Genomic DNA, 24,952 nt, shown 5'->3' with positions numbered 1-24,952 from the left:
TGTCGGGCTCAGCCGAGCGCGTCGGCGATCGCCTTGCCGGCCTCGACCGTGTCGGCCGTGCCGCCAAGATCGCGCGTGCGCGGCCCGCCGTCGCCGAGAACCGTCTCGATGGCGGCCTCGATGGCGCGCGCGGCCTCGAGTTCGCCGAGATGCTCCAGCATCATCGCGCCGGCCCAGATCTGGCCAATCGGATTGGCGATGCCCTTGCCGGCGATGTCGGGCGCAGAACCATGAACGGGCTCGAACATCGAGGGGTTGGCCTTCGACGGATCGATGTTGCCCGACGGCGCGATCCCGATGCTGCCAGCGACCGCCGGACCGAGGTCCGACAGGATGTCGCCAAACAGGTTAGACCCGACGACGACGTCGAACCAGTCGGGATGATTGACGAAATTCGCCGTCAGGATGTCGATGTGGTACTTGTCGTGCGCAACATCGGGATATTCGGCGGCAATCGCGGCGAAGCGGTCGTCCCAATAGGGCATGCCGATCTTGATGCCGTTCGACTTGGTGGCCAGCGACACCTTGTTGCGCCGCGTGCGCGCCAGTTCAAAGGCGTAGCGCAGGATCCGGTCGGTGGCGCGCTTCGAGAACACCGATTCCTGAATCACCATCTCCTCCGGCGTGCCCTGGTAGAGCATGCCGCCGACGGAGGAATATTCTCCCTCCGAATTTTCGCGCACGATGACGAAGTCGATGTCCTTGGCGGTGCGGCCGACCAGCGGCGAGGTGATGCCGCGCAACAGCCGCGCCGGACGCAAGGCAACATAGAGGTTGAGCTCGCGGCGCAGACGCAGGATCAGATCCCAGGTGGAAATGTGATCCGGCACACTCGGCCAGCCAACGGCGCCCAGGAAGATCGCATCCTTGTCGCGCACCTGCTCGACGCCGTCTTCCGGCATCATGCGTCCGTGACGCTCGTAGTAATCGCAGTTCCAGTCGTATCCGGTCCAGTCGACCGTGAAGCCGAAGCGCTTGGCGGCGGCCTCGACGACGCGCTGCCCCTCCGGCACGACTTCCTTGCCGATGCCATCACCTGCGATGACGGCGATGCTGTAATTCCTCCCCATGACGTTCTCCCGACTGCATGGTTGATCCAGCAGCCATTTAGCGCAATCCGCCACCGCGAGTAAACTAGTCTTACTTCTTTTGAGCCTCTTCGTGATGCAAATAAAGCCCGGCGGAGCGGTCCAGGTGCCGTCCCATCGCCTCCGCCGCGCCATCCGCGTCACCGGCGGCGAGACAGTCGAGGATCCGGTCGTGCTCGTTCAGCGTCGTGGTCTCCGCCCCGGTCCAGATGAGAACGTCGGCGTGATAGTTGAAGAGCCAGTTGAGCATGGCGTCGCTCACGGCCACGAAGATCGGGTTGCCCGAGAGCATGGCGATGCGCCGATGAAAGGCGATGTCGGCGGCGATGAAGGCCTCCGCGTCGCCAAGGCTGGCGCGCTGGCGCGCGGCAAGCTCTCGCAGGTCGGCGATGTCCCCGGGCCGCGCCTTTGCCGCCGCGGTGCGCACCATGCCGATCTCGAAGAAGCGGCGGGCGGCCTTCAGGTGGGCAAGGCTGTCGGGCGAGGTGGAGAGCAGCAGCCGGGCGACACCGTCGATCTGGCGCATCACCGTCTCGGCCGACAGGGCGGCGACGCGGGCGCGCTCGCCATGGGAAATGCTGATGAGCCCCATGGTGTCGAGCGACTGGAGCGCCTCGCGCACAGCCGGACGGCCGACGCCGAAACGCTCCATCAGGTCGCGCTCGGAGGGCATCAGCTCACCCGGTGCGAGCTCGCCGCTGGTGATCATCTCGAGCAGGCGCTCGAGAACCTGATCCGACAGCTTTCTGCGGACGATCTTGCCGCCCTCTCCCATCGCCGCTTCGCGCCTTTGCATATTGCCCTCCCGCTCGCCTCGCCGTCCCGCTCAAGGCGCGGCCGCCCGGACCATGCCGGGCAGCCTTCCCAAGGGGCCGCAGCCGCCGGATCTAGGTATCAGGTGAGCCTGTCCGATAGCAACTGCGGCGGCGATCGGCTCAGGTGATGGCGCGAATGCTCGCGGCGATCTCCTCCGGCTCGAACACGCCGAGCCAGTCGTCGCGCATCAGCCGCGGCTTGCCGTTGGCGATCGCCTTGTTGCAGGCGTCCGAGAAGGCTCCGTCGATCTCGCCCATGACCACGGCACCGAGGATGTTGAGATGCCCGAGCAGGAAGTCGCGGGCAGCCGTGCGGTCGACGCCGCGACGCACGACCTCCTCCATCGCGTCCTTCATCACCACGAGCAGCGTCGCGCAGACAGTCTCCGAAAGGCCGGGCTCCAGGATCGCCATCTGCTCCACGGTCACGCGGTGCGAGCGCAGGATCGGCTGGTAGATCGTCCTGGCGATCGCCTCGCCCACGGCATAATGCTCATCCGGCCCCTGCATCAGGGCGCTGACGATGGCCTGTTTCGCGGCGACGCCGCCGAAGTGGTCGCGCTTGGCGGCCATATCGGTCTCGTCATTGAAGATCGGCGGGTGGCAGGGGTGAGACACGAAATAGGTGATGTCGTCGCGTTCGGGGAAGTGGCCGGCGAAGGGCGCGGCCGCGTCAAGCGCCATGACGATGGTGCCGGGCGCGACCCGGGGCACGACATTTGCGGCAATCGCCTTGATCGCCGTGTCGGGCACGGCGAGAATGACCGCGCCGGCGCCGTCGAGCGCCTGGTCGAGGTCGACGCAATCAACGCCGAGAACGTCCCTGAGGCGCGCCTGCCCGGCCTCGCTGATTTCCACATGCGCCACGTCATAGGCCGAACCCTTGAGGTTCGTGGCGAGACGCACGCCCATCTTTCCGCCGGCGCCGAGCAAAGCAATCTTCATGGGTGTTCCTCCGTTTCGGCGATCATTCGCGGAACAGGATCAGGTTGTCAACTGGTATGATGAGGTGATATTCACCCGAACGAGACGACTGCCGGGAGGAGGCGCGACGATGGAACGATTGCAGGCGCGGTACGAGCTTGAAAGTCCGCTGGAACTGGAGCGTGCGGCGGAGGTGATCGCCGGCGAGCAGTCCTGCGGCACCTTCATGCGCCTGCCCGGCGAGACGGATGCGCTGCGCGAACGCTCCGGGGCGCGCATCGAGGCGCTGACCGTGACCGGCACTTCGTCGACGCCCTCCCTGCCCTGCCGCAAGTCATCCGACACCTACACCCGCGGCGAGGTCACGCTCTCCTGGCCGCTCGACAACATGGGCACGTCGCTGACCAACGTGCTGGCGACGGTCGCGGGCAATCTCTTCGAACTCGCCGAGGTCTCCGCGCTTCGCCTTCTCGACGTCACCTTCCCGCCAGCCTTCGCAGAGGCCTATGCGGGGCCGGCCTTCGGCGTCGAGGGAACCCGGCGTCTTGCCGGCGTCGAGGGGCGGCCGATGATCGGCACCATCATCAAGCCGAGCGTCGGCCTGTCGCCGGAGGAAACGGCGGCGATGGTGAGCGATCTCATCGATGGCGGCATCGACTTCATCAAGGATGACGAATTGCAGGGCAACGGCCCGCATTGCCCGCTTCAGGCGCGTGTCGACGCAGTCATGCGCGTCGTCAACGACCGGGCGCAGCGGGTCGGACGCAAGGCGATGGTGGCTTTCAACATCACCGGCGAAATCGACGAGATGAAGCGCAACGCCGACTACGTGCAGGCGGCGGGCGGAACCTGCGTGATGGTGAGCCTGCATTCCCTCGGCCTGGCCGGGCTCGGTGCCATCCGCCGCCATGTTTCGCTGCCGCTCCACTGCCACCGCAACGGCTGGGGCCTGTTCTCCCGCTCGCCCGACATCGGCGTTTCCTATGTGGCCTGGCAGAAGTTCTGGCGGCTGGCCGGCGCCGACCATCTGCACGTCAACGGGCTCGCCAACAAGTTTTCCGAGAGCGATGCCTCGGTGATCGCCTCGGCAAAGGCCGTGGGCACGCCGCTTTTCGGCGGCGACGCCCCGTCCTTCGCGGCTATGCCGGTCTTTTCCTCCGGCCAGACGGCGGCGCAAATGGCCCCTACCTTCGCGGCGGTGGGCACCGAGGACTTTCTCTATTGCGCCGGCGGCGGCATCATGGGCCACCCCGGCGGCACGGCGGCCGGGGTCATGAGCCTGCGTCAGGCAGCCGAGGCCGCGATGGCCGGCATTCCCATCGACGACTATGCCCGCGACCACGGCGAACTCGCCGCCGCACTCTCGCTCTTCAAGGACAGGCGCTGATGCGGTCCGACCTGCTTGTCAGCTTCTATGGCGACGACTTCACCGGCTCCACCGACGTGATGGAGGCGCTGTCCGCGCGCGGCATCGAGACCGTGCTCTTCACCAGGCTGCCCGCGCCCGAGCGTTTGGCGGCCTTCGGCCACTGCCGCGCGGTCGGGCTTGCCGGCACCAGCCGCAGCCAGTCGCCGGACTGGATGGACCGCGAGCTTCCCCCCATCTACGGCTGGCTCAAGTCGCTTGGCGCGCACTTCTGCCACTACAAGGTCTGCTCCACCTTCGACAGCGCTCCCGGGCGCGGCAACATCGGGCGGGCGACGGAACTGGGGCTTGCCGCCTTCGGCCAGCACCGCGCCCATGTGGTGGTCGGCGCGCCGCAGCTTCGCCGCTACACATTTGCCGGCCAGCTCTTCGCCGGCTATCGCGATTCGGTCTTCCGCATCGACCGGCATCCGGTGATGTCCCGCCATCCGGCGACCCCGATGAGGGAGGCCGACCTCCTCGTCCACCTCGCCGCCCAGACCGGGCTTGCCTCGCAGCTCATCGGCTTCGGCGACCGCGCATGGGACGCCGGCCTTGCGGAGGAAACCCGTCTGGCGCTCGTTGACGTGCATGATACCGCGACACAGCTTGCCGCGGCAGACGTGCTGGAACGTACCGCAGAGGCCGGCGACCGTTTTCTCGTCGGATCATCGGGCGTTGAATATGCACTGCTTTCTGCCTGGCAGGCGCGCGGCGAGCATGTCGGGCCCGCCGGCATCGCGGCACCCGACGCCGTTCCGACGACGGCCGTCGTCTCGGGAAGCTGCTCGCCGACCACCGCCCGCCAGATCGAGACCGCGGCGGCATGCGGCTTTGCGCCAATCCCCATCGACTACCGGGCGCTTGCCACCGGCGAAGGCCGCGAGGCGGCGGTCGAGGCCGCGATTTCCGCCGGATCGTCGGCGGTTGGCGAGGGCCGAAGCCCGCTGGTCCATACGGCACTCGGCGCGGAAAGCGGAGCGCCGGTGGATGGCGCGGACGCCGCCGTCGGCGCGGCGCTGGGCCAGGTTCTGTCGTGCCTGCAGGAGCGTCACGCGCTTCGACGGATCATCATCGCCGGCGGTGACACCTCGAGCCATGCCATCGGCGTTCTCGGGATCGACGCCCTGACCCTGCGCCACCCGATCCCCGACAGCCCCGGTTCTCCGCTGTGCACCGCGCATGATGCGAGCGGGCCGCGTTTCGAGATTGCCCTGAAGGGTGGCCAGATCGGAACCGACGACTATTTCGCGCGGCTGCGCGACGGACGGCTGGCGGCGGCCTGATGCAAGCGCCGGGGGGCTTGCCGACGCAGCCGCCTACCTCAGGCTTGCCATGGTGACGCGGAAGCGTCGCAGCGCGATGGCGAAGAAGACCGCGCTGAGCACCGCCATGGCAAGCATCTGCGGCCAGACGGTGAGAATTCCCGCGCCCCGATAGAGGATCGCCTGCGCGAAGGCGATGAAATGGGTCGAGGGCGCCACCTGCATGATGTCCTGGAGCAGCACCGGCATGCTCTCCATTGGCGTCGTGCTGCCGGACAGAAGGTTCATCATCACCAGCGCAGGCATCGCGAGCAGGCCGAACTGAGGCATCGATGTGGTGAACGTGGCCAAGAGAATGCCGAGCCCGGTCATCGAGACAAGGTAGATCACCGCACCGAAGGCGAAGAGCGGCATCGACCCGCTCACCTCGACGCCCATCAGTGTGCGCACCACAATGGCGAGCGACAGAAGCGCGGCAACGATGATGGCCAGGCCGTTGGCCCAGATCTTCGCCACCATGATCTGCGACGGCGTCACCGGCATCACCAGGAGATGCTCGATGGTGCCGTGCTCGCGCTCGCGGATGAGCGCGGCGCCGGTCAGCAACACGGCGAGGATGGTGATGTTGTTGATCACCTGCATCACCGACGAGAAGCGCACCGTGTCGAGATTGGGATTGAACAGCGACGTCACCACGAAATCGATGGGAAGCGTCGAGCCGGCGCTGTCCTCGCCGGAGAGAAACCTGGCCGCCTCGTCGCGGATGATCTGCTGCAGGAAGGCCGCGCCGTTGCCCGCCTGGGCCATGGCGGTGGCGTCGACATTGAGCTGAACCTCCGGCACGCGCCCGCGCAGCAGATCCGCCTCGAAGCGCGGCGGGAAGGAAAGCACGAAAACGTAGTCGCCCGTGGCCATCGCCGGATCGACGTCGTCGGGCGAGATCTCGATCGGCGCCTTGAAGTTCGGTGGCAGGATCGCGCCGACGATGCGGTCGGTAACAGCCGAACGATCGAAGTCGACATAGGCGACCGAGGCATTGGCAACCTCGAGCTTCGCGCCCGTGGCCACCGAGTAGATCGCGACCGTGAACACATAGACGATCAGGATGACCAGCGAGGGGTCGGCCCACAGGCTTCTGAGTTCCTTGACGCCGAGGCGGAATGTGTTGGCGATCCAGCGGCGCATGTCAGCGCTCCTGTTTCGACAGCGCCGCGATGGCGATCACCGCGAAGAGCACGGAGAAGCCGCCAAGCGCGAAAAGGTTCGGCCAGAGCGTGGCGAGCCCCAGCCCCTTGGTGAAGGCGCCGACGCTGATCTGCTGATACCAGACGGCCGGAAAGGCGAGCCCGATCACCCGGCCGGATCCGGTCAGCGAGGAGACCGGAACGAGCAGGCCGGAGAAATTGACCGCCGGAATGATGGCGAGGATCGCGGCGGCGAAGGTCGCGGCGACCTGCGAGCGGGTGACCGTGGAGATGACGAAGCCGAAGCCCGTGGTCGCGATCACATAGAGCGCCGAGCCGAGGCAGAGCACAGCGAGCGAGCCTGAGACGGGAACGTTGAAGACGGTAACGGCGGCAAGCAGGAGCATCAGGAAGCTGCAGAAGGCGAGCACGGCATAGGGAATCTGCTTGCCGAGGATGAACTCCGTCCGTGTCACCGGGGTCGCGTGGAAGTTGGCGATGGACCCTGTCTCCTTCTCGCGCACGACTGATACAGCCGCCGTCATCGCCGGGATCAGCACCAGCATCAGCATGATCACCGAAGGCACCATGGCGATGACGCTCTCGAAGGACTGGTTGTAGCGGAAGCGGGTCTCGACGGAGACGGGCGATAGCGTCGCCGGGTCGCCGGTCGAACGTTCCATCTGGTCGGCGAGATAGGTGCTCGCCACCCCTTGCAGGTAGCCGCGCGTCGTCTCGGCGCGGAACGGCATTCCGCCATCGACGGAAATATGCACCTCGGGCGTCTGGCCGCTGAGGAGTTCCCGCCCGAAGCCCGAGGGGATCTCGACGCCGAAGACGATTTCCGCCGCGCGCAGACGATCCTCCAGGCTCCTGGTGTCGCCGGCCTCCGCCGGTTTCTCTTCAAAGACGCGGGCCCCCGCGAACCCCTCGAGCAACTCGCGGCTTTCGCGCGACCTGTCGTAATCGGCGACCGCATAGCCGAGGTTCTCGACGTCGAAGGAAATGCCGTAGCTGAAGGTGAACATCATCAGCAGCGGCCCGAGCAGCGCGAAGGCGAGCCGCAAGCGGTCGCGCACGATCTCCGTCGCCTCGCGCCGCGCCAGCGCCCACATGCGCGCCGGCGAAAAGCGGAACCCGCGCGCGCGGGAAACCTTTGCCCCCTGCCCCGCGGCCGTTGCCGAGACCGGGGCGGCGGCGGCCTCCGCGACGTCGGGGCGCGCCGGCGCGGTGTCGGCGGGGGCCTGCGGAGCCCCCTCCGCCTCCTTCAGATAGGTGATGAAGGCGTCTTCGAGATTGCCCTCGCCGCGCTTGTCGGCAATCTCCTGGGGACGCCCGACCGCCAGCACCTTGCCCGCGTGCATCAGCGAAATGCGGTCGCAGCGCTCCGCCTCGCTCATGAAATGGGTCGAGATGAAGATGGTCACGCCATCCTTGCGCGACAGGTCGATGAGATGACGCCAGAACCCGTCGCGCGCCACCGGATCGACGCCCGATGTCGGCTCGTCGAGGATCAGGATCTCGGGCCCGTGCAGCACGGCGACGGCAAGCTGGAGCCGCTGGCGAACGCCAAGCGGAAGATCCTCGGGCCGGGCGTTCCTGTCGTCGGTGAGGTCGAACTGCTCGAGCACGTCGGCGATCCGCGCGGCGCGGCTTTCCTGCGGCAACTGGTAGAGCCGGGCGTGAAGATCGAGGTTCTGTGACACGCTCAACTCGCTGTAGAGCGAGAACGACTGGGACATGTAGCCAACGCGGCTTCGTGTCGCCATGTCGCGGGCGTCGAGCGTTTCGCCGAACAGAAGCGCCTCACCCTCGCTTGCCGGGAGAAGGCCGGTCAGCATCTTCATCGTCGTCGTCTTGCCGCAGCCGTTGGAGCCGAGGAATCCGAAGATCTCGCCCCGGGCGATGCGGAAATCGACATGGTCGACGGCGGTGAAGTCGCCGAACCGGCGGGTCAGCCCACGCGCCTCGATCGCCGGCGGACCGTCGTGCTCGATCGGCGGCGGCACGACAACCTCCCGGTGCTCCTTGCGAACGGCTTCCGGCAGCATTGCGATGAAGGCGCTTTCCAGTGTCTTGGCACCGGCGTTGTCTCGGATTTCCGCCGGCGTGCCAGTGGCGATGACCTTGCCGTCCGACATGGCCGCCAGCCAGTCGAACCGCTCAGCCTCCTCCATGTATGCGGTGGCGACAAGCACGCTCATGCCCGGCCGATCGGCGCGAATGCGGTCGATCAGGTCCCAGAACTGGCGGCGCGACAGCGGATCGACGCCGGTCGTAGGCTCATCGAGAATGACAAGATCGGGATCATGGATCAGCGCCGAGCACAGCGAGAGCTTCTGTTTCATGCCGCCCGAGAGCTTGCCGGCGGGGCGGTCCGGGAACGGGTCGAGCCCGGTCGCCCGCAGGAGATCATCGATCCGGCGCCGGCGCTCGGCTGCGTCCTGACCGAAGAGGCGGCCGAAGAAGTCGAGATTTTCGAAAACGGTCAGCGTCGGATAGAGATTGCGGCCCAGGCCCTGCGGCATGTAGGCGATGCGATTGCTGCAGGTGCGCCGGTGTGCCCGCTCTCGCAAGTCGCCGTCGAGCACCTCGACAGACCCGTCCTGGATACGGCGGACGCCGGAGAGAAGCGACATCAGCGTCGACTTGCCGACGCCGTCGGGGCCGATCAGCCCGGCCATGCAGCCGGCCGGCACGTCGAGCGTGACCCCGTCGACCGCCACCGTCTCGCCGAAACGGTGGGTCAGCCCGCGAACCGATGCGACCGCGTTTTGGCTCATTTCGGCAGCTTCACCGCCAGCCAGTCCGGCCATTCGGCGGTGGATGATATCTGCACGTATCCCATGCCTGCGACGCCGGCCTTGACATGGTTCTGGTACTTCGCGAGCAGGTCCTCGGGGATGCCGAGCCGCACCCGGAACATCAGCTTGGCGCGCTCATCGGAGGTTTCCACCGTCTTCGGCGTGAACTGGGCCGAACTGGAGACGAAGGTCACCCGCGCCGGGATCACGTATTCCGGCACCGGGTCGAGGACGAGACGGGCATCGGCGCCGATGGCAAGGCGCCCCGCGTCGGCGGCGCGCAGGAAGACGGTCATATAGACGTCGGTCAGGTCCGTCAGCGTGAGGACCTTTCCGCCGGAGCCGACGACCTCGCCGGCGTTGGCAAGAATGTATTGCACCCGCCCCGAACGCGGTGCGGTGAGAAGGGTGTCGTCGCGCACGCTCTTCAGCCTGTCGAGCGACGCGCGGGCCGACGAGATCGTCGCCTCCGCCAGGTCGATCCCGGCCTCCGCCGCCGAAACGCCGGCCTGGGCGGTGGCCAGAACCATGCGCTGGTTGTCGGCCTGCTGGCGGGTGGCGTGGCCGCGGTCGGCGAGCTGCGAGACCCGGTCGAACTCCTGCCTGGCGTATTCGAGTTCGGACTTGCGCTGGTTCAGCAGCGCCTCGTTCTGGCGCTTCTGCTGAGTGGCCTGGCGCACCTGCGCCTCCGCCTGCTGGATCTGGGCGTCGATCTCGGAGGTGTCGAGGCGGGCGATCAGCACGCCCTTTTCGACCCAGTCCCCTTCCTTCACAAGCACCTCTGCGACACGTCCCGCCGTCTTGGCGGAGACGTCGATACGCTCGGCCTCGATGCGGCCATTCGCCTGGACGATGCCGTCGGGCAGCGTCGGCTCGGCGAGCCGCTGCCAGATCGCATAGCCACCCGCGCCGGCGACGACGGCCAGAAGGGCTCCGACGAACCACTGTGTCTTGGTCATTCCTGCTCCCGCCTGATCAGGCCTGGATGTTCTGCCGGAGGCATGAGCCCGGCCAACTCACTCCGCAGCGCCGATCCCGCGCGCATCCGTCCTCGGACAACGCGCTTCCTGGTCCTGCTGCTGCAGCGGATTGCGTCGCGATGTCTTGAAGTCGCGGGTGACATGCTCCCACCAGTAACCGAGATAGGACTTCTCGGCACGCGCGCTGAACACGTCCGGAGCCTTCCGCGTCAGTTCGGGCAACTGGCTCCAAGCGACATTGGGAAAGGTGTGATGTTCGTTGTGATAGCCGGTGTTGAAGAGGAAACGGTTGACCCAGCCGTACGTCGAGCGCGTCGGCGTTTCCGCGTCATCGCCCGGATGCTCGGACAGCGACTGACCCAGATTGCTGATACCGCACTTGCCGAGGAAGATCGACAGGGCCCAGTTATGGTAGAGCCAGCCCAGGACGCCGAACAGCAGGAATAACACGAGGTTGACACCGAGCGACCAGGCGATGAACAGCCGCTTCTGCCAAAGCGGCGGCCGCGTCGCATCGATATGACGCTCCCGGTCGCCGGTCACATGGCCGCTCAAACGGCGATAGACGCGCGGAAAGATCTCGTCGGAGATGATGAAGCCGAAGGGCAACAGGTGGACGACAAGCGTTGCCACCGTCAGCACTCTCTGAAGGCGCGGCCGCCCCTGGACCACCATCTCGCGCGCCTTGAAGGCGCACAGGTCCTCGTGCTCGTAGTCGCGTTCGTAGTCGCCCATGTAGGGATGATGGCTCGACAGGTGCTCGTGCTGATAGGTGAGCTGCTTGCCGAAGGAGGCGAGGATCGTCTCCAGTCCAAGGTCAAAGGCGAGCTTGGCGCGGTCTCCCCTGAACACGAGCCGGTGCGCGGTCTCATGGACCAGCGCGCCAGTCGCATGAATGACGAACTGACCGAAGAAGAACGCGGCGAGGAAGACGACCAGGAGGTTCGTGTCGGAAACGTACCAGGCCATCGTCCAGTGCAGACCAAGCAGCACGGGTATGGCGAAGGCGGTGCGCCGGTCGGGGCCTGCGAGCTTGCGTAGGGCGGGATGAACGGCAAGCGCGTCCTTGCGCATCTGCAGATGCCGCCGCGCCTGCGGCGACACGCCGCCCAAGGACGCCTCCGCCTCCGGTGCGCCCGCTCCGATCCGTCCTGCCGCGTCCGCTGTCATTAAGCCTCCGACCACCTGTTTCAGCGTTCCCAGCTGGATACCTGTCTTCGTCAACCCATATTCAGGACTGAGCCGAGCAAAGCAAGCGGGCAACGCGCCGCAGTTGCAAATGAGTGAAATACTCAACCGCTCAACGCGCAGCCTCCCGAAAATCATGGAGAATCACTTTCTGAACTTCCATTTTAAATGCAGGTTCATGACTGCCTGCTACCGTAACGTGACTGTTTGAGGATGATCGAGATGCACTATGCGGCCCGAATGGTGGCATCGGCAGCCTGGGTCGGCGTCGCCGGCTTCGCCCCGGCCCTGGCTTCACAGGCAACGGAACCCCGGCTTTCCCCGGCCGAGGTCGCGCGGAAAATCGACGATCTGCATGCGGGCGCGTCCGGCTCCGACAGCCAGGCGCTGGAGCAAGACGTGACGCTGCTGGCGGATCTCGCGCGCTGGCACATCGAGAATGTCGGCGACACGCAGGCCATCGCGGATTTCGGCGCACCGCCGTGGACGCGCCAGGCCAACGGCCTGCATCTTTGGGGCGTGACGCGTGCCGGCAGGAGCTGGTTCGACGCCGGGCACCCGAATCTTGTGGGAATCAATGTTTCGGAAGCGACCGACATCGACGGTCGCTACTGGTCCGAACTTGCCAGGAAGTCCGCAAACGGAAGCGGGGAGAAAATCTTCATGATCCGCTATCTTCATCCGGTGACGCGCCAATCGGCCTTCGGATATCACACCTGCTTCATGCTGAGCGATCAGGTCCGGGTCCTCTGTGCCGGCGCCTTTGAGGACAAGGACGGATAGCGACTTGTTTCGTCTGTTCAAATTCTCCGACTGGTCGATTCTGGCGAAGGTCACGGCAGCGTCCCTGATCACGCTGGTAACGCTCCTGTCCCTGACGTTCATCGCCTGGCAGACGCTGCGCGACCAGCGCTCCGCAATCGTCTCGAACTACAACGAATTGGTGCCGGTCGTGGAGCGTGCCTACGCGGTCTCGTATCACCTGGCGGATGTCGAATCGAACCTCTACCAGCTTGCGACATGGAGGAGGATCGGCGTCACCGGCCAGGAGATCGAGAACATCCTGCGGACCGTCGAGTATAATCTGCAGCGCGTGGAGACGCATATCGTCGAACTGGTGAAGGCCGAACTGCCCGGCTCCCTCGCCCTTCTCGAGGTCTTCAGGTCCTATCGCTACAACGCGGGGCAAACGCTGCTTCTTATCCTGAAGGACCCGGACCTCGGCATTCTCTCCATCCGCGGCGGCGACCGAAAGAACCGCGACATCGAACGGCAGGCGGCGCATATCGCGCGGATTGCCTCAGAGCGTTTCGCGACCGGGGCAAGTCTGGCCAACAAGCACGCCGACCGCCTGTCCCACGAGTTTCTGGCGATCGCCGTCCTGACAGGACTGATCGCAACCGCGATCAGCATCGCAGCCGCGCGCGCGATCATGCAGCCGATCTCCGACCTCGTCGCAACAATCAGAGGCCTCAAGCAGGGAGACCTGACCCGTCGCGTCCCCTGGACACGGCGGCGCGACGAGATCGGCAGCATCGCCCACTCGGTTCGCGACCTGCAGATCGCGATGCTCGAGAACCGCCAACTCGCGGAAGACCGGGTCGTCAAACAGGCCGAACTCGAGCATGCCGCGACCCACGACGGGCTCACCGGTCTGGCGAACCGTCCCGCCTTCGACGCCTTTCTGGCGCATATGTTCGCCGGTGACCGGCGCGGACGCGGCAACCTCGTCTACCTGCTGATCGATCTCGACGGCTTCAAGCCGATCAACGATGCCTATGGCCACGGCGCCGGCGACGCAGTGCTCGTGGAACTGGCGAAACGCTTCACCGATCTCGTTCGCCATGGCGATCTGGTGGCGCGTCTGGGTGGCGACGAATTCGGGCTTCTCTTCCCCTCCGTGGTGGCGTTCGGTTCCCCCGAGACCCTGGCCCGGCGCGTCCTGGCGGCAATCGCCGAGCCGATCGAATACATGCAGGGAACCTTGAACGTCGGAGCAAGCATCGGCGTGGTGTGCGCCGCCGATGTCGAGGGCGGGCCCGAGGAGCTAGTGCTTGCCGCCGATCAGGCGATGTATCTGGCAAAGGAACAGCGTCAGCAGTCCTTTGTCCGCTACACGCCCGACATGACGAAGAGATATCTGGACCTCCACGACCGCAAGGAGCTGGAGCGGGCGATTGCCGGTCACGAATTCCAGCTACAATACCTGCCCGTCGTCTGCCTGGGCACGGGCAACGTCGTGAGCTTCGAGGCGCACCCTGTATGGAAGAGGCCGGACGGCGGCATCCAGACCGGAGAGCAGTTCGAGCACAGGCTGGAACACTTCAGCCTCAAGCGCGACTTCGCTTTCGAGATCTTCCGCCAGGCGGTCGAGAACATGAAGAGACAGTTGCGCGAGGGCATCGACCCCGTTCGCCTCATCTTCAAGGGTGACCCGACAACGCTCTCCATGCCCGGCATGCTCGAGGACTTCGCCCACAGGACGGCCGAGTTCCCCAAGCTCACGGAGCTGCTGACACTCGATCTCCGCGGCGACATTTTCGTCTCACGCGGCGGCGACATCATCCGCGAGAACGTCCGCGGCCTCGCGAAGGCGGGCCTGCGCATCTCGATGGACAATTTCGGGCAAGGGTACAGCTCTCTCCAGCAATTGCAGGATTACGAGATCAACGAACTGAAGCTTCCGGCCGCCTTCGTCGGCGGCATCGGCACGGACCGCTCCTCGGAGGTCATCATCGAGGGAACATTGGGCATTGCCGACGGGCTCGGCATCGACATTATCGCCAAGGGCATCGAGACCGAGGCGCAGCGCAAGTTCCTGCTCGAGCGCGGCTGCCGGTTCGGCGAGGGACCGCTCTTTGGAGGGGCGTTGTCCATCGACCAGATCATCGCACGGATGCGGAACAGCGGGCGCGCGGTTCTCGCGGGCTGAAGAAACCCGGCCTTGATCGCCGCCCCCAATCCGCCATGATCGCCCTTGCGACTTGCCGCTAGGGAATCACACAGGAACCGGTCATGCCCGCATCTTCCGCCAAACTCTCCGTCCCCCTGCTGATCGCCGCGACCCTCGGGCTTGCCGCAGCACCGGCGGCGGCCGCGACGCCGTGTGGCGGCGACTTCAACGCTTTCCTGCAAGGGGTTGCGACAGAGGCGAGGGCCGCCGGCCGGCCCGATACGGCGATCCGGGCAACGCTCTCGGGCGCGCGCATCGACAAGAAGGTTCTGTCGCGCGACCGGGCCCAGGGCGTCTTCAAGCAGGACTTCCTGACCTTTTCCAAGCGCTCGGTCTCCGGCTACCGGCTGACGCATGGCGCAAAGAACATGAAGGCCTATGCCAGCGCCTTCCAGCGCGCCGAAAGGGACTACGGCGTGCCCGCGCCGGTGATCACCGGGTTCTGGGGGCTGGAAACCGACTTCGGCGCGGTTCAGGGTGACTTCAACACCGTCAATGCGCTCGCCACCCTTGCTCACGACTGCCGCCGCCCGCATCTCTTCCGCCCGCAACTCCTCGCGGCCATCGAGATGGTTCAGCACGGCGATCTCGACCCGGCGCGCACCACCGGCGCTTGGGCCGGCGAGATCGGGCAGGTGCAGATGCTGCCCGAGGATATCATCCGCTATGGCGTCGACGGCGACGGCAACGGCCACGTCGATCTCAAGGCAAGCGCGCCCGACACGATCCTGACCGCCGCGCATTTCATCAACAGCCTTGGCTGGCGGCGTGGCGAGCCCTGGCTCCAGGAGGTCCGCCTGCCGGGCAACCTTCCCTGGGAGAAGACCGGGCTCACCTTCGACATGACCGTCGGCGACTGGGCCGGCCTCGGCGTTTCCGCCCGTTCCGGCGCACTGCCGTCCGCTACGCTGCCAGCGGCTCTCATCCTGCCGCAGGGGCGCAAGGGACCGGCCTTCCTCGCCTATCCCAATTTCAACGTCTATCTCGAGTGGAACCAGTCCTTCGTCTACACGACATCGGCCGCCTATTTCGCGACCCGGCTGGCCGGTGCGCCGCGCTATGACGCAGGCAACCCGGAGCCCGGTCTTTCGGATGGCGAGATGCGACAGCTTCAGGAGAAGCTTGCCGCGCGCGGACATGACGTCGGCAAGGTCGACGGGATCCTGGGGTCCGGCACCCGCGCCGCCGTTCGCGCGGAACAGCTTCGCCTCGGAATCCCGGCCGATGGCTGGCCCACGGCGGCACTTCTCAACCGCCTCTAGGACCGAGACATCCAGGCAGGGGCATCGGGCGTAGAAAAGGTGACGCAACGTCTTCAAGGAGGTCACCCATGCGCCCTGCCCGCCACCTGTCCATGGTCCTCGCTGCTTTGTGTCTCCTCGCCCTCGTCTTGCCGACACGCCCGGCGCTTGCACAGGACGGCACGGTGCTGCGTGGCCTTGTCGAAGGCCAGATTGCGGCGTTCCGAGCTGGCGACGCGGAGCGCGCCTATGGCTTCGCCGCCCCCGATATCCGCCGCCTGTTCCCGACGCCGGATCGTTTCATCGATATGGTGAAGCGCGGATATCCGCCGGTCTATCAGCCGGGATCGGTGAGCTTCGGTCGTCTGCGACAGAACGCAGACGGCCCCGTGCAGGAGGTCTACCTCACGGGCGCGGACGGCAAGGAATGGCTGGCGCTCTACAGCTTCGAGCAGCAGGCGGACGGGAGCTGGAAAATTTCCGGCTGCGTGCTCACAACCTCTCCAGGTGCCTCTGCGTAACGCATACCGGCGGGCTCAATCGCGCGGCGGGATGTCGCCGCGCGCCCAATCCTCACGCGTCTTTGCGCGGAAGTCCTCGAAGCGCCCCTGCTCGATCGCCGCGCGCATCTCGCGCATCAGCGTCTGGTAGTAGGCAAGATTGGTCCAGGTCAGCAGCATCGCCGCCAGACCCTCGCCTGCCTTGACGAGATGGTGGAGATAGGCGCGGCTGTAGTCGCGCGCCGCGGGGCAGTCGCTCGCCTCGTCCAGCGGCCGGGGGTCTTCGGCGTGGCGGGCGTTCTTCAGATTGACCTTGCCGTAGCGCGTATAGGCCAGCCCGTGGCGGCCGGCGCGTGTCGGCATCACGCAGTCGAACTGGTCGATGCCGCGCGCCACGCTTTCCAGAATGTCCTCCGGAGTACCGACGCCCATCAGGTAGCGCGGCTTCTCGACCGGCATCGCCGGGGTGGTGACCTCCAGCATCCGCAGCATCACCTCCTGCGGCTCGCCGACCGCGAGACCGCCGACGGAATAGCCCTCGAAGGGCATCTGCCCGAGCGCCTCGGCCGAGGCCACGCGCAGGTCCGGCACGTCGCCGCCCTGGACGATGCCGTAGAGCGCCTGGCCGCGACCGGGGCCGCCCATCTTCTCGAACTGGGCGCGCGAGCGCTCGGCCCAGCGAAGCGACAGGCGCATGGCGCGTTCCACATCGTCGCGAGGCGCGGGAAGCGCAATGCACTCGTCGAGCTGCATCTGGATGTCGGAGCCGAGCAGTTGCTGGATCTCGACGGAGCGTTCCGGCGACATCACATGGCGCGAGCCGTCGATATGGCTCTGGAAGGTGACGCCATCCTCGGTGAGCTTGCGAAGCTGCGCCAGCGACATGACCTGGAACCCGCCCGAATCCGTGAGGATCGTGTGCGGCCAGTTCATGAACTTGTGCAGCCCGCCGAGCCGGGCAATACGCTCCGCGCCCGGTCGCAGCATCAGATGATAGGTGTTGCCGAGCACCACGTCGGCGCCGAGCTCCCTCACCTGCCCCGGATACATCGCCTTGACGGTCGCCTGGGTTCCCACCGGCATGAAGGCGGGGGTCGAGACCTGCCCGTGCGGCGTCACGATCTCGCCGCGTCGGGCCATGCCGTCAGTCGCGATCAGGCGGAAGGAAAAAGGATCGCTCATTCGGCCTCTCCGGGGAACAGCAGCGAAGCATCGCCATAGGAATAGAAGCGGTAGCCGGTGTCGATGGCGTGCGCATAGGCGACGCGCATCGTCTCCAGCCCAGACAGCGCGCTGACCAGCATGAAGAGCGTGGAGCGCGGCAGGTGAAAATTGGTCATCAGCGCGTCGATGGCGCGGAACCGGTAGCCGGGCGTGATGAAGATCGATGTCTCGCCGGAAAAAGCGGCAAGACCGCCCTCACCCTGTGCCGCGCTTTCCAGAATGCGCAGCGACGTGGTGCCGACGGCGACCACCTTGTTGCCCCGCGCGCGCACCGCCTGGAGTGCCGCGGCGGTGGCCGCGCAGACCTCACCGCGCTCGGCGTGCATCTTGTGATCGGCCGTGTCGTCGGCCTTCACCGGCAGGAACGTTCCGGCACCCACATGCAGCGTCACCTTGTGCCGCTCGATGCCGCGCGCCTCGAGCGCCGCCACCAGGTCCGGCGTGAAATGCAGACCTGCCGTCGGGGCCGCGACCGCGCCGTCCTTTTCGGCAAACATCGTCTGGTAGTCGGTCCGGTCCTGCGCATCCTCGCCGCGCTTGGCGGCGATGTAGGGCGGCAGCGGAATGTGGCCGACGGCGGCGATTGCCTCGTCAAGAGCGGGGCCGGAAAGATCGAAGGCGAGGAGAACCTCGCCCGTGTCGCGTTTCTCGGCGACCGTGGCCTCGAGCGTTGCAAGCAGGCAGACGTTGCCTGCGGTCTCGCCGAAGCGGACGCGATCGCCGACGACGAGCTTCTTGGCCGGACGCGCAAAGGCCCACCAGCGGTCGGGACCGGAGCGCAGATGCAGCGTCGCCGAGATCCGCGCCACCACGTCACCGCGCGCGCGCGATCCCTCGAGCTGTGCGGGGATCACCCGCGTGTCGTTGAAGACGAGCGCGTCGCCTGGTTCGAGCAGATCCGGCAGCTCACGCACGATCCGGTCGCCCAACGGCTCCCGCGCGCCGGGACGCACCACGAGAAGACGGGCGCTGTCGCGCGGACGGGCGGGCCTCAGCGCTATGCGCTCCGGCGGCAGCTCGAAGTCGAAGTCATCAACGCGCATGGGAAACCGGGGACTGGAAAGCCGGGGCGAGCGGCAATGAAACACAAAGACGCCCGCGCATCTGCCGTGAGACGACGAATGCGCGGGCGACGAAAGACGGACGCTCAGGCGTCGGCCGCAACCTTCAGCGAGGTGATGCTGTCGGGATCGCGAACCGGCTCGCCGCGCTTGATCTGGTCGACATTGTCCATGCCCTCGATCACTTCGCCCCACACCGTGTACTGGCCATCGAGCCAGGGTGCGTCGGTGAAGCAGATGAAGAACTGGCTGTCGCCGGAGTTCGGATCCATGGCGCGGGCCATGGAGCAGGTTCCCCGGCCGTGCTTCGTGGGCGAGAATTCCGCCTTGAGCTTCTTGCCGGAACCGCCGGTGCCGGTGCCGTTCGGGCAGCCGGTCTGGGCCATGAAGCCGTCGATCACCCGGTGGAAGACGATGCCGTCATAGAAGCCGGTGCGCACAAGTTCCTTGATGCGGGCGACGTGGTTCGGCGCCAGGTCGGGCTTCATCTCGATGACGATGGGGCCCTTGGTGGTCTCCATCAGCAGCGTGTTCTCGGGATCCTTGTAATCGGCCACCTGATATCTCCTTGTCTCGGTGTCTTGTGTGTTTGGTTTCGGGTCAGTTGCTGGCGTCGGCGGCGACACGCATGCGCACGATCTTGTCGGGATCGGCAACAGGCTCGCCACGCTTGATCTTGTCGACGAACTCCATGCCCTCGACCACCTCGCCGAAGACCGTGTACTGGCCGTCGAGCCAGGGGCCGTCGTTGAACATGATGAAGAACTGGGAGTTGGCGCTGTCGGGCGACTGCGATCGGGCCATGCCAAGCGTGCCGCGCTTGAATGACGCGTCGGAGAACTCGGCCTTCAGGTCGGGAAGCTTCGAGCCGCCCATGCCGGTGCCGGTCGGATCGCCGGTCTGGGCCATGAAGCCGTCAATAACGCGATGAAAGACGATGCCGTCGTAAAAGCCCTCGCGCGTCAGGGTCTTGAGCCGCTCGACGTGAGCGGGCGCGAGATCCGGCCGCAGGCGGATCACCACCTGCCCGTCCTTCAGGTCGAGAAGCAGCGTGTTTTCGGGATCGAGATCCTGCGCGCTCGCCGACACGGCAAGCACAAGGCTCAGGGCAAGCGCGGAGATCAGCGATATGATACGCGTCATCGGAAAGGCTCCAGTCTTCCGGTCGGATGCCGGAACGGGAATTCGGTTCAGCCGGCCGCGGTGGTCCTTGCCGCCAGTCTTTCGACGACATGCGCCGGCACGAAGGGGGCGACATTGCCGCCCATCTTTGCGATCTGACGCACCAGCGTGGCGGTGATGTGGCGCACCTCCGGGCTAGCCGGCAGGAACACCGTGTTCACGTCGGGCGCCATCTTCTGGTTCATGCCCGCCATCTGCATTTCATAGTCGAGATCGGTGCCGTCGCGCAGACCGCGCACCAGGATGGATGCCCCCTGCGCGCGCGCCGCCTCGACCACAAGGCCGGTGAAGGAGACGACCTCGATGCGCGCGGCCGCCTCGGCGCCGAACTCCTCCAGTGCCACGGCACCGATCATCGCCACCCGCTCCTCGAACGAGAAGTTGGGCGTCTTGGAGGCCTGAACGCCGATGGCGACCACCACGCGGTCGGCAAGACCGAGAGAGCGGCGCAGAATGTCGACGTGACCATTGGTCATGGGATCGAAGGACCCCGGATAGAGCGCGGTGCGAGTCATGGTGCTTTCTCTAACGGTCCGCGCCCGCGCGCACAAGCGGAACCCTCTGAAGCAGTTGCGCAATCGCAACAGTTCCTGAATTTATTTCACGTAACGTTACTTTGTGCTAGACTGTTGCTAATAAACATAAGGAGGCGAACATGCGATCCTTTGCAGTCATGGCACTCTGCGGTGCTTCAGCAGGAGCCCTTGCTCTTGTCGTTTCAGGCACCCTGATGACCGGCTTCACTGTGGCTCCCGTCAACAGCGCTTCGGCGATGAAGGGAGACCGTCATGAACGGGCGGTCAAGGTCGCTTGCGATGCGACGACCATGCTCGACACGGGGGCCGGTTGCGCGGAGCTCGCTGGCATGGGCGCGCCGGGCGGCGGCTTCATCACCGCCGCATCGACATCGGGCAACACCACGATCCTGACCCGCCTGCCGTCCAGCAGATGATGATGGCCGGCGCGGCACGCCGGTCCGATGCACGACGATCGGCGTCCGCGCCCCCGTGCATGATTTTGCGCCCACCCATGTCGAGCGCGAGGTTCGTGCGCGCTGCGACCTTCTGACCTCGGGCGTTTCGGCCGCGTGGCGGCGGGCTCCCCGCGCCGTCGCCACGCGCACCTCGACTGACTGTCCGTCCTGCCCGGCCGTCGGGCAAAAGCGCCGGCATCCGCCGGGCGCGAGCCGACCGAGGCAAGTCCGTTCAGGGATGGAACCAATCCACAGGTTGGATCGTTTACCCACTGAACAAAGATCGTTCACATCAATCTGATGAGATCGTCTCTTGCCGGCTAAGCGGAAAAGCTCCATATCCAGCCTATGATGACGATTCACAAAATTCATCAGCCGTCCTCCGCGATGGCTATCTGGACGACAGGAGTCGCCGCTCTGGCGGCGGTTCTCACAATTGGCGTGGTGACGTTGGGCGAAGCTTCCGAGCGTCACTACGAGGCAACGACCAGCACCCAGGTGCTGGCAGCGAACCAGGAACAGGCGCGTACGGCCAACATCGCCGATGCCTGCAAGGGCGTGATCTTCCGCGACGAGGATCCGCTTTGTTTTGAGGTCCGAAAGCCCGACTGGACCGCGCCGGCAAAGCTCAAGCTTATCGGCACGGCCAGCCCCGAGGGGCAATCCGCAGGTTCGTGATCCGCGTCACGGTCTCCTTGCCGGAATTGCTCCAGGGTGGCGACATCAAAAGAGCAAGCAGGGACGTGACGATATGACCTTCATTCATGACGATAGCGCGCTGCACACCCAGCATCGCATCCGGGACTTCGCCATTGCCGGCGTTGTCGCACTCGCCGCCTTCGCCGGCATGGCGAGCATCATCCACACCGTGACGACGGCCCCCGACCAGTCGGTGGCCGTCGAGGCTCCCAAGACGGACCGCCTCAATTCCGCGCTGCCTTCGGCCTGCGCGGGCGACAGCTGGGGCAACTGGTCGCCAGCCTGCGTTTCCGCCATCAGCGGACGCGAGACGACCCGGCAGGTCCATTTCGAAACCTTCGAGGCGCGCGACGGAAGTGCCCGCATGTCGGTTCTGACCAGGGTTCCTTCAAGCTCCTGACCCCATCGGCCGCGTGACGGCCGCAGGAACTGCCAAACGTCAAAAGGCGACGCCCTGGTCAAACCCCAGGCGTCGCCTTTGTCGTTTTGAGGATCATCTGGCGCTCCTGCTCCGCCCAGAAGAGCCCGCCGAGCGGAAACGAAAAGGGACCGGGCCAGATGGCCCGATCCCTTGTTGTTGTCTGCGTTCAGGAGGAAAAGGCCTCAGCCCTCGCCACCCTCGCCCTCGCCTTCATCGGGCGAAGGGGCAGCGGCGCCATCCCCGGCCACCGGACCGGCCTCCGGCGCACCGCCGGCTTCCAGTCCGTCTTCTTCGCCGTCGTCCTCCGAGACGCGCGAGACGGAAACCACCTCCTCGCCCTCGGCAGTGTTGAAGACGATGACGCCCTGCGTCGCGCGCCCGGCGATACGGATGCCGTCGACCGGACAACGGATGAGCTGTCCGCCGTTGGTGACGAGCATGATCTGGTCGTTTTCCTCCACGGGGAAGGATGCGACCAGCGGTCCGTTGCGCTTGGTCACGGCCATGGCCGTGATGCCCTTGCCGCCACGCCCGGTAACCCGGTACTCGAACGACGAGGAGCGCTTGCCGAAGCCGTTTTGCGACAGCGTCAGGATCACCTGTTCGGCCGCGCTCATCATCGCGTAGCGCTCCGGCGTCAGCTCGCCCTCGCCCTCGGCCTCCTCATCGCCGGCAGCGGCATCGCCATTGGCGGCCGCCTCATCGCCCTCGCCCCGCATCAGGCGGCGCCAGCGCAGATAGGCCGTGCGTTCGTCCGCGGTGCAGTCCAGATGGCCGAGGATCGAGATGGAGATGACCTCGTCGCCCTCGGCGAGCGCGATGCCGCGCACACCGACGGAGTTGCGGCCGGCGAAGACGCGCACATCCGTCACGGAGAAGCGGATGCACTGGCCGAGCGCCGTGGTCAGCATCACGTCGTCATGCTCGGTGCAGGTGAAGACGCCGACGATGCCGTCGCCCTCCTCCAGCTTCATCGCGATCTTGCCGTTCTTGTTGATCTGCGTGAAGTCGGAGAGCTTGTTGCGCCTGACGGTGCCGCGACGGGTCGCGAACATCACGTCGAGGTTGCCCCAGGTCTCCTCGTCCTCCGGCAACGGCATGATCGAGGTGATCTGCTCGCCCGCCTCCAAAGGCAGCATGTTGACGAGCGCCTTGCCACGGGCGGTCGGGCCGCCGAGCGGCAGACGCCACACCTTCATCTTGTAGGCGATGCCGCGCGAGGAGAAGAAGAGCATCGGCGTGTGCGTGTTGGCGACGAAGAGGCGGGTGACGAAATCCTCGTCCTTCGTGGCCATGCCCGAGCGGCCCTTGCCGCCGCGACGCTGCGCCCGGTAGGTGTCGAGCGGCACGCGCTTGATGTAGCCGGCATGGCTCACCGTGACGACCATGTCCTCGCGCTGGATCAGGTCCTCGTCCTCGAGGTCCGCCCCGCCATCGACAATCTCGGTGCGACGCGGGGTGGCGAACTCCTCGCGGATCGCGGCGAGTTCCTCGCGGATGATATCGAGAATGCGGACGCGCGAGCGCAGGATGTCGAGGTAATCCTTGATCTCCTCGCCAATCTTGTTGAGCTCGTCGCCGATCTCGTCGCGGCCGAGTGCGGTCAGGCGCTGCAGGCGCAGTTCGAGAATGGCGCGGGCCTGTTCCTCGGACAGCGTGTAGGTGCCCTCGTCGCTGACCATGTGGCGCGGGTCGTCGATCAGCAGGATCAGCGATTCCACGTCGCGCGCCGGCCACTTGCGCTCCATGAGCTGGGCCCTGGCGGTTGCCGGGTCCGGCGCCTTGCGGATCAGCGCGATCACCTCGTCGATGTTGGCGACGGCGATTGCCAGGCCAACGAGGACATGGGCGCGATCACGCGCCTTGTTGAGCAGGAAGCGGGTGCGCCGGCCAATGACATCCTCGCGGAAGTCGATGAAGGCATTGAGCATGTCCTTCAGGCCAAGCTGCTCCGGCCGCCCGCCGTTCAGAGCCACCATGTTGGCGCCGAAGGTCGATTGCAGCGCCGAATAGCGGTAAAGCTGGTTCAGCACCACGTCCGGCACGGCGTCGCGCTTCAGCTCGACGACAACACGCATGCCGGTACGGTCGGACTCGTCGCGGATATCGGAAATACCCTCGATGCGCTTTTCCCGCACATGCTCGGCGATCTTCTCGATCATCGTCGCCTTGTTCACCTGATACGGGATCTCGGTGATGACGATGGCGTAGCGGTCCTTGCGGATTTCCTCGATCTCGGCCCGGCCGCGCATGACAATGGAGCCGCGCGCGCTTTCATAGGCCGAGCGGATGCCGGAGCGGCCGAGGATGATGCCGCCGGTCGGAAAGTCCGGTCCCGGCACGATCTCCATCAGTTCGGCCGTCGTCATCGCCGGGTTTTCCATCAGCGCGACGGCCGCGTCGATCACTTCGCCGAGATTGTGCGGCGGAATGTTCGTCGCCATGCCGACGGCGATGCCGCCAGCGCCGTTGACGAGCAGGTTCGGGAACTTCGCCGGCAAAACGACCGGCTCGCTCTCCGAGTTGTCGTAGTTGTCCTGGAAGTTGACCGTATCCTTGTCGATGTCGTCCAGGATGCGCTGGGTGACTTTCTGCAGCCGGCACTCGGTGTAACGCATGGCCGCGGCCGGGTCGCCGTCGACCGAACCGAAGTTGCCCTGCCCATCGATGAGGGGCAGGCGCAGCGAGAAATTCTGCGCCATGCGCACGAGCGCGTCGTAGATCGCGCTGTCGCCATGGGGGTGGTACTTACCCATCACATCGCCGACCACGCGGGCCGACTTGCGATAGGGCTTGTTCCACTCGTAGCCGTTCTCGTGCATCGAATAGAGGATGCGCCGATGAACGGGCTTGAGGCCGTCGCGAACGTCGGGAAGTGCGCGGCTGACGATCACGCTCATGGCGTAATCGAGATAGCTGCGCTTCATCTCGTCGGTAATGGAAACAGGCCTGATGTCGGACGGCAGGCCGCCCGATGGCGCGTTCGTGTCCCGATCTGTCAAGGGGTGTCTCGCGGTTGTTGAATTTACAGCGCTTCTTATAGCC

Annotated in this window: 22 protein-coding genes; 9 read left to right on the top strand and 13 right to left on the bottom strand. The window is 65.9% G+C overall.

Going from position 1 to position 24,952, the window contains the following annotated elements:
* Positions 1 to 8: 8 nt before the first annotated feature.
* From ACN0WF_RS18730 to ACN0WF_RS18720, 3 genes are all read right to left on the bottom strand, one after another.
* Positions 9 to 1,070: a tartrate dehydrogenase gene (locus ACN0WF_RS18730; RefSeq protein WP_417774285.1), complete on the bottom strand. Its 1,062-nt coding sequence runs from the start codon at positions 1,068 to 1,070 to the stop codon at positions 9 to 11.
* 70 nt (positions 1,071 to 1,140) lie between these two features.
* Positions 1,141 to 1,863 carry a transcriptional regulator NanR gene (locus tag ACN0WF_RS18725; protein WP_417774312.1) on the bottom strand — a complete coding sequence of 241 codons (723 nt, stop codon included), beginning with the start codon at positions 1,861 to 1,863 and terminating at the stop codon, positions 1,141 to 1,143.
* Between the two features lie 160 nt (positions 1,864 to 2,023).
* Entirely contained in the window at positions 2,024 to 2,848 is an 825-nt protein-coding gene (locus ACN0WF_RS18720; protein WP_417774284.1) for a phosphogluconate dehydrogenase C-terminal domain-containing protein, read from the bottom strand.
* Positions 2,849 to 2,957: 109 nt separating this feature from the next.
* Here ACN0WF_RS18720 and ACN0WF_RS18715 point away from each other — a divergent pair, with 109 nt between their 5' ends.
* A complete protein-coding gene (locus ACN0WF_RS18715) occupies positions 2,958 to 4,214 on the top strand; it encodes a ribulose-bisphosphate carboxylase large subunit family protein (protein ID WP_417774283.1) in 1,257 nt (418 codons plus the stop codon).
* Positions 4,214 to 5,518 (top strand): four-carbon acid sugar kinase family protein, encoded by a 1,305-nt coding sequence (locus tag ACN0WF_RS18710; RefSeq protein ID WP_417774282.1) that lies wholly within the window; start codon positions 4,214 to 4,216, stop codon positions 5,516 to 5,518. Before ACN0WF_RS18715 ends, ACN0WF_RS18710 begins: the two co-directional genes overlap by 1 nt.
* A 33-nt stretch (positions 5,519 to 5,551) precedes the next feature.
* Here ACN0WF_RS18710 and ACN0WF_RS18705 read toward each other — a convergent pair whose 3' ends face one another.
* The 4 genes from ACN0WF_RS18705 to ACN0WF_RS18690 are packed head-to-tail and all read right to left on the bottom strand — an operon-like array spanning position 5,552 to position 11,635.
* On the bottom strand, positions 5,552 to 6,682 hold the full coding sequence (locus tag ACN0WF_RS18705; RefSeq protein WP_417774281.1) for an ABC transporter permease: 1,131 nt from the start codon (positions 6,680 to 6,682) through the stop codon (positions 5,552 to 5,554).
* Between the two features lies 1 nt (position 6,683).
* Positions 6,684 to 9,464 (bottom strand): ribosome-associated ATPase/putative transporter RbbA, encoded by a 2,781-nt coding sequence (gene rbbA / locus ACN0WF_RS18700; RefSeq protein ID WP_417774280.1) that lies wholly within the window; start codon positions 9,462 to 9,464, stop codon positions 6,684 to 6,686.
* Positions 9,461 to 10,444: an HlyD family secretion protein gene (locus tag ACN0WF_RS18695; RefSeq protein WP_417774279.1), complete on the bottom strand. Its 984-nt coding sequence runs from the start codon at positions 10,442 to 10,444 to the stop codon at positions 9,461 to 9,463. Before ACN0WF_RS18695 ends, rbbA begins: the two co-directional genes overlap by 4 nt.
* A gap of 57 nt (positions 10,445 to 10,501) precedes the next feature.
* Complete coding sequence (locus tag ACN0WF_RS18690; protein WP_417774278.1) at positions 10,502 to 11,635, bottom strand: fatty acid desaturase; 1,134 nt, start codon at positions 11,633 to 11,635, stop codon at positions 10,502 to 10,504.
* A 240-nt stretch (positions 11,636 to 11,875) separates the two neighbouring features.
* Here ACN0WF_RS18690 and ACN0WF_RS18685 point away from each other — a divergent pair, with 240 nt between their 5' ends.
* From ACN0WF_RS18685 to ACN0WF_RS18670, 4 genes are all read left to right on the top strand, one after another.
* The gene (locus ACN0WF_RS18685; RefSeq protein WP_417774277.1) at positions 11,876 to 12,436 is read left to right on the top strand and encodes a hypothetical protein; all 561 of its coding nucleotides are present in this window, start codon (positions 11,876 to 11,878) and stop codon (positions 12,434 to 12,436) included.
* Positions 12,437 to 12,440: 4 nt separating this feature from the next.
* Entirely contained in the window at positions 12,441 to 14,585 is a 2,145-nt protein-coding gene (locus ACN0WF_RS18680; RefSeq protein ID WP_417774276.1) for a putative bifunctional diguanylate cyclase/phosphodiesterase, read from the top strand.
* Between the two features lie 83 nt (positions 14,586 to 14,668).
* A complete protein-coding gene (locus ACN0WF_RS18675; RefSeq protein WP_417774275.1) occupies positions 14,669 to 15,868 on the top strand; it encodes a lytic murein transglycosylase in 1,200 nt (399 codons plus the stop codon).
* A 68-nt stretch (positions 15,869 to 15,936) separates the two neighbouring features.
* Positions 15,937 to 16,368: a DUF4864 domain-containing protein gene (locus ACN0WF_RS18670; RefSeq protein WP_417774274.1), complete on the top strand. Its 432-nt coding sequence runs from the start codon at positions 15,937 to 15,939 to the stop codon at positions 16,366 to 16,368.
* 15 nt (positions 16,369 to 16,383) lie between these two features.
* On the opposite strand, the gene tgt is transcribed toward ACN0WF_RS18670, so the two are convergent.
* The 5 genes from tgt to coaD all read right to left on the bottom strand — a co-directional run bounded on the left by tgt (position 16,384) and on the right by coaD (position 20,329).
* Positions 16,384 to 17,529: a tRNA guanosine(34) transglycosylase Tgt gene (gene tgt / locus ACN0WF_RS18665; RefSeq protein WP_417774273.1), complete on the bottom strand. Its 1,146-nt coding sequence runs from the start codon at positions 17,527 to 17,529 to the stop codon at positions 16,384 to 16,386.
* Positions 17,526 to 18,614, bottom strand: a complete 1,089-nt coding sequence (gene queA, locus ACN0WF_RS18660; RefSeq protein WP_417774272.1) for a tRNA preQ1(34) S-adenosylmethionine ribosyltransferase-isomerase QueA — start codon at positions 18,612 to 18,614, stop codon at positions 17,526 to 17,528. Before queA ends, tgt begins: the two co-directional genes overlap by 4 nt.
* 104 nt (positions 18,615 to 18,718) lie before the next feature.
* The gene (locus tag ACN0WF_RS18655) at positions 18,719 to 19,189 is read right to left on the bottom strand and encodes a peptidylprolyl isomerase (protein WP_417774271.1); all 471 of its coding nucleotides are present in this window, start codon (positions 19,187 to 19,189) and stop codon (positions 18,719 to 18,721) included.
* Between the two features lie 43 nt (positions 19,190 to 19,232).
* Positions 19,233 to 19,775 carry a peptidylprolyl isomerase gene (locus tag ACN0WF_RS18650; protein ID WP_417774270.1) on the bottom strand — a complete coding sequence of 181 codons (543 nt, stop codon included), beginning with the start codon at positions 19,773 to 19,775 and terminating at the stop codon, positions 19,233 to 19,235.
* 47 nt (positions 19,776 to 19,822) lie between these two features.
* Positions 19,823 to 20,329, bottom strand: coding sequence for a pantetheine-phosphate adenylyltransferase (gene coaD / locus ACN0WF_RS18645; RefSeq protein WP_417774269.1), 507 nt, complete (start codon positions 20,327 to 20,329; stop codon positions 19,823 to 19,825).
* 140 nt (positions 20,330 to 20,469) lie between these two features.
* Here coaD and ACN0WF_RS18640 point away from each other — a divergent pair, with 140 nt between their 5' ends.
* The 3 genes from ACN0WF_RS18640 (at position 20,470) to ACN0WF_RS18630 (ending at position 21,886) form a co-directional block, all read left to right on the top strand.
* Entirely contained in the window at positions 20,470 to 20,766 is a 297-nt protein-coding gene (locus ACN0WF_RS18640) for a hypothetical protein (protein WP_417774268.1), read from the top strand.
* A 369-nt stretch (positions 20,767 to 21,135) separates the two neighbouring features.
* Entirely contained in the window at positions 21,136 to 21,465 is a 330-nt protein-coding gene (locus ACN0WF_RS18635) for a hypothetical protein (protein ID WP_417774267.1), read from the top strand.
* A gap of 73 nt (positions 21,466 to 21,538) precedes the next feature.
* The gene (locus ACN0WF_RS18630) at positions 21,539 to 21,886 is read left to right on the top strand and encodes a hypothetical protein (RefSeq protein WP_417774266.1); all 348 of its coding nucleotides are present in this window, start codon (positions 21,539 to 21,541) and stop codon (positions 21,884 to 21,886) included.
* A gap of 203 nt (positions 21,887 to 22,089) precedes the next feature.
* Here ACN0WF_RS18630 and gyrA read toward each other — a convergent pair whose 3' ends face one another.
* Positions 22,090 to 24,834, bottom strand: a complete 2,745-nt coding sequence (gyrA, locus tag ACN0WF_RS18625; protein ID WP_417774311.1) for a DNA gyrase subunit A — start codon at positions 24,832 to 24,834, stop codon at positions 22,090 to 22,092.
* Positions 24,835 to 24,952 lie beyond the last annotated feature (118 nt).

Origin of the sequence: Stappia sp. (genome assembly GCF_048268045.1) — a bacterium.
In the GTDB taxonomy this organism is placed as follows: Bacteria; Pseudomonadota; Alphaproteobacteria; order Rhizobiales; family Stappiaceae; genus Stappia.
This window is presented reverse-complemented; position numbering and strand designations above follow the sequence as displayed.